The organism is Candidatus Polarisedimenticolaceae bacterium, from assembly GCA_036376135.1.
GTDB lineage: Bacteria > Acidobacteriota > Polarisedimenticolia > Polarisedimenticolales > DASRJG01 > DASVAW01.
On record DASVAW010000017.1, the window covers coordinates 1 to 11,385 of the forward strand.

General features: G+C 69.3%; 18 protein-coding genes. 17 read left to right on the forward strand and 1 reads right to left on the reverse strand.

Annotated elements, in window-relative coordinates; genetic code table 11:
* The 14 genes from VF139_01485 to VF139_01550 form a co-directional block, all read left to right on the forward strand.
* On the forward strand, positions 1 to 483 hold a 483-nt coding region (locus VF139_01485), incomplete at its 5' end, for a hypothetical protein (protein HEX6850048.1).
* Between the two features lie 115 nt (positions 484 to 598).
* On the forward strand, positions 599 to 1,795 hold the full coding sequence (locus VF139_01490; GenBank protein ID HEX6850049.1) for an epoxide hydrolase: 1,197 nt from the start codon (positions 599 to 601) through the stop codon (positions 1,793 to 1,795).
* A gap of 20 nt (positions 1,796 to 1,815) precedes the next feature.
* Entirely contained in the window at positions 1,816 to 2,349 is a 534-nt protein-coding gene (locus VF139_01495) for a cytochrome P460 family protein (GenBank protein HEX6850050.1), read from the forward strand.
* A 143-nt stretch (positions 2,350 to 2,492) separates the two neighbouring features.
* Positions 2,493 to 2,858, forward strand: a complete 366-nt coding sequence (locus VF139_01500; GenBank protein ID HEX6850051.1) for a VOC family protein — start codon at positions 2,493 to 2,495, stop codon at positions 2,856 to 2,858.
* Positions 2,859 to 2,975: 117 nt separating this feature from the next.
* Positions 2,976 to 3,578 carry a dihydrofolate reductase family protein gene (locus VF139_01505; GenBank protein ID HEX6850052.1) on the forward strand — a complete coding sequence of 201 codons (603 nt, stop codon included), beginning with the start codon at positions 2,976 to 2,978 and terminating at the stop codon, positions 3,576 to 3,578.
* Positions 3,575 to 4,135 carry a dihydrofolate reductase family protein gene (locus VF139_01510; GenBank protein HEX6850053.1) on the forward strand — a complete coding sequence of 187 codons (561 nt, stop codon included), beginning with the start codon at positions 3,575 to 3,577 and terminating at the stop codon, positions 4,133 to 4,135. The genes VF139_01505 and VF139_01510 overlap by 4 nt, the downstream gene beginning before the upstream one ends.
* 77 nt (positions 4,136 to 4,212) lie before the next feature.
* Positions 4,213 to 4,647, forward strand: a complete 435-nt coding sequence (locus tag VF139_01515) for a DUF1801 domain-containing protein (protein ID HEX6850054.1) — start codon at positions 4,213 to 4,215, stop codon at positions 4,645 to 4,647.
* Positions 4,644 to 5,096, forward strand: a complete 453-nt coding sequence (locus tag VF139_01520; GenBank protein HEX6850055.1) for a PaaI family thioesterase — start codon at positions 4,644 to 4,646, stop codon at positions 5,094 to 5,096. Before VF139_01515 ends, VF139_01520 begins: the two co-directional genes overlap by 4 nt.
* A gap of 54 nt (positions 5,097 to 5,150) precedes the next feature.
* Entirely contained in the window at positions 5,151 to 5,753 is a 603-nt protein-coding gene (locus VF139_01525; protein ID HEX6850056.1) for a cupin domain-containing protein, read from the forward strand.
* Positions 5,754 to 5,790: 37 nt separating this feature from the next.
* Entirely contained in the window at positions 5,791 to 6,834 is a 1,044-nt protein-coding gene (locus VF139_01530; protein HEX6850057.1) for a medium chain dehydrogenase/reductase family protein, read from the forward strand.
* 51 nt (positions 6,835 to 6,885) lie between these two features.
* The gene (locus VF139_01535) at positions 6,886 to 7,338 is read left to right on the forward strand and encodes an SRPBCC domain-containing protein (protein HEX6850058.1); all 453 of its coding nucleotides are present in this window, start codon (positions 6,886 to 6,888) and stop codon (positions 7,336 to 7,338) included.
* On the forward strand, positions 7,335 to 7,799 hold the full coding sequence (locus tag VF139_01540) for a GNAT family N-acetyltransferase (GenBank protein ID HEX6850059.1): 465 nt from the start codon (positions 7,335 to 7,337) through the stop codon (positions 7,797 to 7,799). Before VF139_01535 ends, VF139_01540 begins: the two co-directional genes overlap by 4 nt.
* A 23-nt stretch (positions 7,800 to 7,822) precedes the next feature.
* Positions 7,823 to 8,467 (forward strand): dihydrofolate reductase family protein, encoded by a 645-nt coding sequence (locus tag VF139_01545; GenBank protein HEX6850060.1) that lies wholly within the window; start codon positions 7,823 to 7,825, stop codon positions 8,465 to 8,467.
* A gap of 90 nt (positions 8,468 to 8,557) precedes the next feature.
* The gene (locus VF139_01550) at positions 8,558 to 9,469 is read left to right on the forward strand and encodes an SDR family NAD(P)-dependent oxidoreductase (GenBank protein HEX6850061.1); all 912 of its coding nucleotides are present in this window, start codon (positions 8,558 to 8,560) and stop codon (positions 9,467 to 9,469) included.
* Here VF139_01550 and VF139_01555 read toward each other — a convergent pair.
* Positions 9,426 to 9,956, reverse strand: coding sequence for a TlpA disulfide reductase family protein (locus tag VF139_01555; GenBank protein HEX6850062.1), 531 nt, complete (start codon positions 9,954 to 9,956; stop codon positions 9,426 to 9,428). The genes VF139_01550 and VF139_01555 overlap by 44 nt on opposite strands.
* Before the next feature lie 121 nt (positions 9,957 to 10,077).
* Between VF139_01555 and VF139_01560 the strand changes: the two genes are divergently transcribed.
* The 3 genes from VF139_01560 to VF139_01570 all read left to right on the forward strand — a co-directional run.
* Positions 10,078 to 10,518, forward strand: a complete 441-nt coding sequence (locus tag VF139_01560; protein HEX6850063.1) for a TlpA disulfide reductase family protein — start codon at positions 10,078 to 10,080, stop codon at positions 10,516 to 10,518.
* 45 nt (positions 10,519 to 10,563) lie between these two features.
* On the forward strand, positions 10,564 to 10,767 hold the full coding sequence (locus VF139_01565; protein ID HEX6850064.1) for a type II toxin-antitoxin system PemK/MazF family toxin: 204 nt from the start codon (positions 10,564 to 10,566) through the stop codon (positions 10,765 to 10,767).
* 393 nt (positions 10,768 to 11,160) lie between these two features.
* The coding region (locus VF139_01570; GenBank protein HEX6850065.1) for a DoxX family membrane protein at positions 11,161 to 11,385 on the forward strand (225 nt) is incomplete at its 3' end.

The following is an 11,385-nucleotide window of genomic DNA, read 5'->3' on the forward strand; positions in this document are numbered from 1 at the left end:
GTCACGATCCGCCCGACGATGTTCCTCGAGAGTCTCATCCCGCTCGCGGCTTCGAGCGTCCGCGATCGAAGCCGCATCGAGGTCCCTTTCGGAGCGGGCAGGACCTCTCCCGTCGCCGCCGCGGACGTCGCTCGCGTCGTCGCCGTGGTCCTCGCCGACCCGGAGCCGCACCGGGGTCGGGTTCACGAACTGACCGGTCCGCGGTCCCAGGACATGCACGGCGTCGCCCGGGAGTTCTCGGAGGCGCTGAACCGCGAGGTGACGTACGCCGACGCCACCCCCGAGGCATGGGAAGGCGCGCTGAGGGATGCGGCGTTGCCGGACCATCTGATCGGACATCTGGTCACGATGGGAGAGTTGCACCGTGCCGGGAGGTACGACCGGATCTCGGACGGCGTGGAGCGGCTGACGGGCCGAGCGCCGATGGGCGTCCGGGAGTTCGTGTCCATTCACGCGGAGGAATTCGGCGGGCGGCGGCCGTGAACGCTCGCCTCGCGCAGGGAACGGAACGATGGGGCCCCATTCCGCGGTCCGGCAGGGGCCGATCTCGAAGCGTTCGAGATCGGCGCTTCGCGCGGCGCCGCGCCAAGGAGAGGTCATGAGTACGAACGAAGGCACCGCCATCCGGCCATTCCGAGTCGCTTTCTCGGAGCAACAACTCGAGGACCTGCGCAGGCGGATCGCCGCGACGCGCTGGCCCACGCGGGAACTCGTCGCCGATCGATCCCAGGGGGTTCAGCTCGCGACGCTGCGCAACCTCGCCCAGTACTGGTCGAAGGAATACGACTGGCGCCGGTGCGAGGAGCGACTGAACGCGTTGCCGCAGTTCACGACCGTGATCGACGGCGTGAACCTGCACTTCATCCACGTCCGTTCCCGGCACGAGAACGCGCTGCCGCTGATCATGACGCACGGCTGGCCCGGTTCGATCGTCGAGCTGCTCGAGACGATCGGTCCCCTGACCGACCCGACGTCGCACGGCGGCGTCGCCGCCGACGCGTTCCATCTCGTGCTGCCGTCGCTGCCCGGCTACGGTTTCTCGGGTCAGCCGACCGAGCTCGGCTGGGACTCCGGCCGCATCGCCCGCGCGTGGGCGCAGCTGATGCAACGACTCGGCTACACGCGATACGTCGCCCAGGGGGGCGACGTCGGCGCCGACGTCACCGACGCGATGGGGCGGCAGGGGGTTCAGGGACTGGCCGGCATCCACCTCAACCTGCTCGGCGGTGCACTGGGCATCGTCGATCGGCTGCCTGCGGAGACCGATGCGGAGCGCGCGGCGCGCAACGCCGTCGCGACGTTCAAGGCGACGGGCTTCGGCTACTTCCTGGAGCAGTCCACGCGACCGCAGACGATCGGCTACTCGCTGCTCGATTCGCCGATCGGGCTCGCGGCCTGGTTGCTCGACCACGACACGGACAGCTACACCAAGATCTCCCGAGCCTTCGTCGACGGCGAGCCGGCGGGCGGGCTGACGCGGGAGAGCATCGTCGACAACATCACCCTGTACTGGCTGACGGGCACCGGCGCCTCGGCGGCCCGTTGGTACTGGGAGTTCGGGCAGTTCCTGGCGGCGGCCATCGCGAGCGGCGCGGCCCCGCCGCCGGTCTTGGTTCCCGTCGGTTTCACCACGTTCCCCGGCGAGCTCTGGGCGGCGCCGCGAAGCTGGGCCGAGGCGGTCTACCCCGGCCTCGCCTACTTCAACGCGGTCGATCGCGGCGGTCACTTCGCCGCCTGGGAGGAACCGGCGCTCTTCTGCACCGAGGTGCGGGCGGCGTTCCGCTCGCTGCGCTGATGGCGAGGCCGAGGGACGGGATGCGCCGAGTCCCGGCGCTGCTGGCGGCCTCGGCCACCCTCGTGGGCGGCGTGGCCTTCCTGGCGAGCCCGCTTCGGGACGCGCGGGCTGAGGAGGCCGCGCCGCTCTTCGTGACCGAGATCCCGACGGGATACCGCGACTGGAAGCTGGTCTCGGTGGCCCACGAAGAGGGCGACCTGAAGGACATTCGCGCCGTTCTGGGCAACGAAGTGGCGATCCGCGCCTATCGGGGAGGATCGTCGCCGTTCCCCGAAGGCACGGTCATCGGCCGGATCGCCTGGAGCCACGTCCCGTCGGCCGAGAACAACAAGGCGTTCGGCCGCGAGCAGTCCTTCGTCGCGGGCGCGCCGACGCCGTTCTACCTCCAGTTCATGGTCAAGGACTCGAAGAAGTACGCCGCGACCGGCGGCTGGGGGTACGCGTCCTTCGACCCGGACGGCAAGCCCAGTCCGGAATCCGCCATGAAGACCTGTTTCCCGTGCCATCAGGCCGTCAGCGATCGCGACTTCGTCTTCACGAGATACTCACCCTGACGGGGGGGAGGAGCCGAGCCCCGGCACGGCGAGTGGGTCCGACGCGGCGGGACCGACGTTACCTCGGCGGTGCCGGGGCGTTGTCGATGTAGGTGGACCCGCCGTTCGGAACGGTGTAGGAGAGCCAAGGGGACCGGCGACGGATGCAGATCCTGAGAATCGACCACGTCCAACTTGCCATGCCGCCGGGCAAGGAAGGCAAAGCCCGCGACTTCTACTTCGGCCTGCTCGGAATCCCCGAGGTCCCGAAGCCCGCCGCCCTCGCCGGACGGGGGGGCGTGTGGTTCCAGAACGGCGAGGTGAAGGTCCATCTCGGGATCGAAGCCGAGTTCCGACCGGCGCGGAAGGCTCACCCGGCGTTCCTCGTGCGGGGGCTGGAGGTGCTGGTGCATCGGCTTCGTGAGGCGGGCGTACCGGTCGTCGATGACGGGTTGCTCCCGGGGTACGAGCGTGTTTATGTGACGGACCCGTTCGGGAATCGCCTGGAGCTGATGGAGCCGACGGAATGAGTCGCCGAGGGGTGCCGCCGAACGAACGGTTGAATCCGACGGGAACAGCGCGGACGATCCGGTAGGACGGCGCGCGATACCCCGAGGGCGGTCTCCACCCCCCGAAAGGAACCTCCCATGTCGAAGGTCGTCGCAATCATGTCCATGTCGCTCGACGGCTACGTCGCCGACCCCGACGACGGCGTGGCCGAGGTTTTCGACTGGTACGTCAACTCGGGGGACGTCGAGATCCACACCGGTGGGTCGGACCCCATGACGTTCAGGGTGTCCGGCCCGAGTGCCGAGCACCTGCGCGGTCTCTTTTCCGGACTTGGTGCCGTGCTCACGGGGCGACGCACGTTCGAAGTCGCCCATGGCTGGGGCGGAAACCACGCGTGGGGACCGGCGTTCGTGCTCACCCACCACATCCCCGCCGGATGGCCGCGACCCGACTCGACGGTCCATTTCGTCACCGACGGCGTCGAGAGTGCCGTGAGCCAGGCCAAAGCCGCCGCCGCCGGGAAGTCCGTCGGGGTCCACGGCGCCAACACCATCCAGCAGTGCCTGAATGCCGGGCTGCTCGACGAGATCCACGTCGACATCGCGGCGCTCCTTCTCGGCTCCGGAGTCCGACTTTTCGACCACCTCGCCGGCACGCCGGCCGTCCTCGGCAACCCGACGGTGATCCCGGGAGTCGGCGTCACCCACCTGCGTTACCCGGTGCGCAAGGCGTGCCCATGACACGACCCCTTCGGTATTCGATCAACGTCACTTTGGACGGGTGTTGCGACCACCGTGCCGGGTCCACGGATGAAGAGTTGCATCGTTACTGGGCCGAGAATCTCGCGCGGGCCGACGCGCTCGTCTTTGGCCGGGTAACCTACGAAATGATGGAGGCCGCGTGGCGACTGCCGGCGACGGGAGTGAGGCCGGATTGGATGGCCGATTGGATGGAGCCCTTCGCCCGGACGATCGACGCCGCGAAGAAATACGTCGTCTCGAGGACCTTGGACCGGGTCGACTGGAATGCGGAGCTCGTGCGCGGCGATCCGGGGGAGGCCGTTCGACGGCTGAAGCGGGAATCGGGCAAGGGACTGTTCCTGGGCGGCGTGAAGCTCCCGCTGGCCCTGGCGGAGCTGGGATTGATCGATGAGTACGAGTTCGTGGTGCACCCCAGGGTGGCGGGCCACGGGCCGACGCCGTTCGCGGGGCTGTCGAAGTATGTCGACTTGAAGCTCGTGAGCCGGCTGGAGTTCGGCTCGGGGGCGGTGGCGTTACGGTATGAGCCGAAAAGGTGACCCCCGGGTTTGTGACCCCGGTCGGCCGGTCGGCGTCGTGACGTTCCATGACGCGTTCAAGGTGGAGGGCTGAGGGCATGAAGGCGCCGACGGGTCCCCCGCGGGTGCGAGGCAAGGCGAAGCCGAAGGAGAGGGGCGGAGCGGCCGCGGTTCCCGCGTCCCGGCTCATCGACCAGAGGATCCTCGACCTGGGGGGATGGCGCGGGGAGACCCTCGCCCGCATGCGTGCGCTGATCCTGGAAGCCGACCCCGAGATGACCGAGGAGTGGAAGTGGAACACTCCGGTCTGGTCGCACCAGGGGATCGTCTGCACCGGGGAGGCGTACAAGCAGGTCGTGAAGCTCACCTTCGCCCGGGGGGCCGGGCTCCCCGACCCGTCGGGCCTCTTCAACTCGAGCCTGGAAGGCAACACGCGAAGGGCGATCGACATCCGCGAGGGGGAGACGGTCGACGCGCGCGCGTTCAAGGCGCTCATTCGGGCCGCGGTGGCCGATCGAGGAGGCCGGGGTTGACGGACCTGGCATTCGGCCCGGATGCCGTCGCCCGCGTCCGGTCGAGCTTCGACCGGCAGGCGTTCATGCGAACCGTCGCGGCTCGCCTCGTCTCGGTCGAGCCGGGAGTCGTCGTCATCGAGTGGCCGTTCCACAGCGACCTGACCCAGCAGCACGGCTTCCTGCATGCCGGGGTCGTGACGGCCGTCGCGGACAGCGCCTGTGGGTACGCGGCGTTCAGCCTCATGGACGAAGGGGCCGCCGTCCTGAGCGTGGAGTTCAAGGTCAACCTCATGAAGCCCGCCGCGGGCGAGCGCTTCCGGGCGGAGGGACGAGTCGTCCGTGCCGGGCGCACGCTGACCGTCTGCGCGGCGGAGGTGCGGGCGTACCAAGGCGGGGAGGAGACGACCATCGCCGTCATGCAAGGGACGATGATGGCGGTCCGGGACAAACCAGGGTTGGTGGGGTGAGTCGACCTTCGGGGTGACCGAAGGCGGCGAGACGAAGTCATGCACGACAGCGGAATGGCACAACTCCTCCTCCAAAACCGCCACACAGGCGAGCGGCTGGCGCTTCGCCGGGTCCGCCGAGGCGACGAGGTGTGGCTCGAGCTGAAGGGGTCGCTACCTCCCCGTCGCGAGGGGCCACCGATGCACGTCCACTTCGCGGAGGACGAAGAGGGATTCGTCCGGTCCGGTCGCCTGTCGGTCGTGGTCGAGGGGCGGCAGGCGACGGTGGACGCGGGCGCGTCCACTTCCATCCCGCGTGGTGCGGCGCACCGCTGGTGGAACGACGGCGACGAACCGCTCGAGTTCGAGGGATTCGCCCGCCCGGTCGTCGATCTGGACCGCTACCTTCAGGCGATCTTCGAGGTCATGAACGCGGGTCCCGAAGGTCGGCCCCCGTTGTTCTATCTCGCTCACGTCGCTCTCCGGCACCGTCGCACGCAGGCGGTGCTCCTCATGCCGCGGCCGATCCAGGGCGTGTTGTTCCGGGTCGTCGTCGCGATCGGTACGCTGCTCGGCCGCTATCGGGGCGACGATTGGCCCGGGTGCCCGGCGCGGTGCTTCGGGGCGCCGGCGGCGACGGAGTCCAACGTGGCTGGCGCCGGGTTCGACTCGGACTGACGGTCCGTTCACGCGGAGTCGCGCGGGAGGCGGGCGCATGAAACACCGGCGCATCGTCGTGACGCACTACGGCGGGCCCGAGGTCGTTCGGGTCGTCGAGGAGGAGTGCCCGGAGCCCGTGCACGGCGAGGTCCGGGTGAAGGTGCTCGCCGCCGGGGTTTCCCTGCCCGACGTCCTCGCCCGCGAGGGGGTCCATCCCGAGACGCCTCGGCCCCCATTCACGCCGGGGTGGGACCTCGTCGGCGTGGTGGATCGGCTCGGCGCGGAGGTCACCGGCGTCGAGGCCGGCCGGGTGGTCACGGCGATGCCGATCCACGGCGCCTGGGCGGAGTTCGTGTGCCTGCCGGAGCGGGAGCTGATCCCGGTGCCGGCGGGGCTGGACCCCGCCGAGGCGGTGAGCCTCGTGCTCAACTACGTCACCGCGTTCCAGATGATGCATCGCACGGCCTCGGTTCGATCGGGCGCACGGGTGCTGATTCACGGCGCGGCCGGGGGGGTCGGCACGGCGCTGTTGCAGCTTGGGCGCCTCGCCGGACTGGAGATGTACGGCACTTGCTCCCCACGCGGGGCGTCCACGGTCTCCGAGCTGGGAGCCGTTCCCATCGACTACCGGGAGCGGGATTTCGTCGAGGAGATCCGCCGCATCACGGGGGACGGCGTGGACGTCGTCTTCGATCCCATCGGGGGAGACCACCTGTGGAGATCGAGGAAGGCGCTCCGTCCCGGGGGGAAGGTCGTCGGCTACGGCCTCTCCACGTCGTTGCGCGGTGAGGGTCTGACCTCGAGTCGACCCGGCCGCAGGCAACGCTTCCGCGGGACCGCGGCGTTCGCCCGGACCATCGCCGCGAGCTGGCTGCTGCCCGGACGGAGACGGGTGGTTCCCTACAGCATCCAGACGCTCAAGAAGGTGAAGCCGGCGTGGTTTCGCGAAGATCTCGTCGCGCTGCTCGACTTCCTCCAACAGGGCAAGATCCGGCCTCTCGTCGCGTCACGATTCCCGCTCGCCGAAGCCAGGCAAGCCCAGGAGTTGCTTGAGAAGGGCGGGGTGATCGGGAAGATCGTGCTCGTGAGCGCCGGGTGACGCTTTTCACGCCGGCGCCGGAGGGTTAGCCTTCGGCAGGAGGGTCCCGCCATGCCGACCGCCAAGCGTCTCCAGTTCTCCGTCGTCATCGCCGCTCCTCCGGCGAAGATCTGGTCCACGATGCTCGAGCTGGACAGTTACCGCGAGTGGACGCGGGCGTTCTGCGAGGGGTCGTATTACGAGGGCTCGTGGGAGCGCGGCGCAAGAATCCGGTTCCTCGCCCCGGGCGGCGAGGGGATGGTCGCCGAGATCGCGGAGTGCCGCCCGCACGAATTCGTCTCGATCCGACATCTCGGGGTCATCGCCGGCGGGGTCGAGGACACGACGAGCGAGACCGTGCGCGCATGGGCTCCCGCCTACGAGAACTACACCCTCGAGTCGGTTCCCGAGGGGACGCGCCTCGTGGTGGACCAGGACGTCACGGCGGAGTACGAGGCGATGATGGGGGAGATGTGGCCGAAGGCGCTGGAGCGACTGAAGGGGCTGTGCGAGCGGAGCGCGTGATCGACCTTCGCGTCGCGACCGAAGCCGACCTCCCGGAGGTTCGGGAGCTCCTTCGCGAGTACCACGCATGGACCGGCGTCGACCTCGGCTTCCAGGGGTTCGAGCGGGAGCTCGCGGAGCTTCCGGGCGGCTACGCCGCTCCGGACGGCGTGCTGCTCGTCGCGTGCCTCGACGGAGCGATGGTCGGGTGCGTCGCGGCGCACCGCTGGAACGACGACGTGTGCGAGATGAAGCGCCTCTACGTTCGGGACGCGGCGCGGGGGACCGGCTGCGGCCGCGCGCTCGTCCGGCGCGTCCTCGACTGGGCGCGCGAGGCGCGGTACCGGCGCGTCGTGCTCGACACGCTGCCGGTCATGGATCAGGCGCAGCGCATGTACGAGCGGCTGGGATTCCGCGACATCCCGCCCTACCGGCCGAACCCGGTCCCCGGGGCGCGGTATCTCGGGCTGACGCTGGAATGAACCGGGAAGGAGACGGCAATCCGATGTCGAAACTGCGCGTCCTGTGTTTCGGAACGTCCCTCGACGGCTACGGCGCCGGCCCGAACCAGAGTCTCGAACACCCGCTCGGCGTCGGCGGGCCGGAGATGATGGCGTGGTTCTTCCCGACCCGAACCTGGACGCGGATGCAAGGCGGGGACGGGGGAGAGACGGGCGTCGACGACACGATGGCCGCGCAGGGGTTCGAGGGGATCGGCGCCTGGATCCTCGGCCGGAACATGTTCGGTCCGGTCCGGGGGCCGTGGCCGGACGAGAGCTGGAAGGGGTGGTGGGGAGACGAGCCGCCCTACCACGTGCCGGTCTTCGTCCTGACGCATCACGCGAGGGCGCCGCTGAAGATGGCCGGAGGCACCGAGTTCTTCTTCGTCACCGACGGGATCCACGCGGCGCTCGAGCGGGCGAGGGAAGCGGCGGGGGGGAAGGACGTCCGCCTCGGGGGCGGCGTCGCGACCGTCCGGCAATACCTGCGGGCGCGCCTGATCGACGACCTTCACCTCGCCGTGCGCCCCGTGCTGCTCGGCTCCGGGGAGGCGCTGTTCCACGACCTCGACCTTCGCGCGCTGGGGTACGAGTGCGCGAGGCACGTCGCCGGCGAGCGCGCGATGCACGTCTTCCTTCGTCGGCGGTAGGCGGGGGCCGGCAGGAAGTCGCGACCGCCGAGACGAACGTGGCCGTTGGCGTAGACTGCGGCGTTCGTCCGACCCCGAAGGAGACTCGAGATGAAGTTCCTGCCCGCCCTGATGCTCGTCCTGTGCGCCGTCCACCCCGCCCCGGCGGAGGAGCCCCCGCCGGCTCCGGAGGCGCCGAAGCGGGCGGTCCTCGTGACCGGTGCGAGCGCCGGGATCGGCCGCAAGATCACCGAGAAGCTCGCCGCCGAGGGGTTCTTCGTCTTCGCCGGCGCGCGCAAGGAGCAGGACCTCAAGGACCTCGACGCGATCCCGAACGTGGACAGCGTGCGCCTCGACGTCACGAGCCAGGCCGAGATCGCCGCGGCGGTCGAGACGATCCGCAAGTCCGGGCGACCGCTCTACGCCGTCGTCAACAATGCGGGGGTCGTGGCGATCGACCCGGTCCTCAGCACCCGGGACGAGGACTTCGACTTCCAGATGCAGGTGAACGTCTACGGCGTCTTCCGCGTCACGAAGGCGTTCGCCCCCTTGGTCGTCGAGTCGAAGGGGCGCATCGTCAACATCAGCTCGATCTCGGCGTTCCTCACGAGCGGCGGCGCGGCGGGATACACGGCGAGCAAGGCGGCGGTCGAGGGGTTCACGGCGGCACTCGCGACGGAGATGGCGCCCAGCGGTGTGGCGGTGATCGCGGTCGAGCCCGGCGCCTACAACACGGACATCGTGAAGAAGGCGTACGACCGTTCGGTGACGAAGGGGTTCGACGGCGACCGGTCGAAGATGAAGCCCCCCGACGAGGTCGCGGCCGCGGTGCACCGTGCCCTCACGGACGTGAAGCCGAAGCCCCGTTACATGGTGGTCCCGTCCCCCGAGCAGGCGGAGAAGACCATCCGGTCGGCCATCGACGCGGTGGTGCAGCTCAACGAGGACCAGGCGTACACGTACGACCGCGAGAAGCTGATCAAGATGCTCGACGAGGCGATGGCGAAGGCGAAGGGGAGGTAGGGGTGGCGGTCGGGGGAACCTTCCCGAGCGCCTCGCGGATTCGCGGCGCCCACTTTCGGTAGGTGCCCCTGCCTCCGCCGAGTTCGCGTACCAGCACGACGCCATCCCGAACCAGGAGCTTGGTGGGGTAACCCTCGACGTCGAGCTTCATGAACCAGCCGTCGGGATCGGCGACGACCGGCAGCTCCGCCATTCCGTACTGCGTCGCCAACCGTTCGATCTGGTCGTGACGCCAGCCGCCGTAGACCGGAGCCACGATCTCGAATCGCCCGTCCGCGCCGAACTCGCGGGCGAGTCTCGCGAGGTCCGGGGCTTCCCGCGTGCACGGCTTGCAACCCCCCGCCCAGAAATCGACGAGGTAGACCTTCCCCGGCGCATCGAGGGTAACGAACGACCCGTCGGGCCGCTGGAAACGAAGCGGGGATGGGAGCGGTCCGGTCGGAAGATCCGCGGCGCGTGCGCCGGTGACCAGGAGCCCGACCGACATCACTTGAGCGAGCGCGGCCACCGGCGTAGAAAGGCGCAGGCACACCTCCCATCGACTTGGGTCTGCGCTGATTGTAGTCGCCCTGGGAACAGCGGCCGTCACGGCCGCGGAGCCGCTGCGGATCGCGAAGCTTCAGCGCTTCGCCCCGTTCGCGTTCCAGGACCTCGCCGGGAAGACCTGGACCGAGGCCGACTTCCTCGGGCGCGTCACCGTGATCGAGATCTGGTCGAGCTGGTGCGGTCCGTGCGTGAAGAACCTCCCGGAGGTCCGGAAGCTGCACGAGCGCCTGAAGGGCGACCCGTCGACCCGGTTCGTCTCGATTGCGGAGGACCGGTCCCCGGAGCGACTGCAGGCGCTGTTCGCCCGTTCGCCCGGATCGTCGTTTCCCGTGTTGGTCGCGGGCGAGGGGATCGAGCCACAAACGCTGCCGACGACGGTGATCCTCGATCGCGAGGGGTACGTTCGGGAGATCCGCCTGGGGCTCGGTCCCGGCTGGGTCGAGGACACCCTCAATTCGGCGGAGGCCGTGAAGAAGCGGTTGCCGGTGCGGTTCCTTCGGTGAGCGCGGAGGGAGACGAGCGCCGTCACAGCGCGTCGAGTGGCGCTGGTGACCTCGAACACGGCGCTCGGCGCTGCCCCGGGCAACATCGCCCTGTCGAAACGCGCTTCCGGTCTGCCCAAGCCCTCCGTCGTCAACGTCTCCCAGATTCTGACGATCGCGAAGTCGTCCCTCGTCGAGCGCGTCGCCCAACTCGACGAGGACGCGATGCGCCGGGTCGATGACGGACTCCGACTGGTGCTCCAAGTCTGACCGGATCCGGCGAGGGGGCTATCGTTCGGTTCGAATCGCCGCGGGGTTGCCGCGCCAGCGGAACTTGCCGCGATAGCGCCGGATGGCCTCCTGGCGTCGAAGTCGCAGGAGCGTGCGCAAGCCGAGTTCCACCGCTTCTCGCTTGGTCCTGAGGCCGGTCGCTCGGAGCGTAGCTCGCATGAGCGCGTCGTCGATCTCGATCCTCGTGCGCACGTTCCGTACCCTCGCGGTGAAGGGGGCCCATCGTACGACCGGGAGCCCGTCCGCGGGAAGTGCGGCTGCATCGGATCGGCTCAAGCCGGCCGTTGCAGCGGTGAAACCCGTGTCCGGCGTAAACTCCCGCGATCGTCCGATCCCAACGCCCCGTAAGGGAAATGGCGAAGGAGCCCCCCGATGAAGATCGCCACCGCCGTCGTCCGTGTCCTTCTGGGACTGCTCTTCCTGTTCTCCTCGGTCACGTACCTTTTCGGGCTGATCCAGCCGCCGCCCCTGACCGGGGCGCTGAAGACCTTCAACGACGGGCTCCTCGCGTCGGTCTACCTGCTGCCGACGGTGAAGGTCGTCGAACTCCTGTGCGGCGTCGCGTTCGTAGTCGGAAGGTTCGTCCCGCTCGCGACG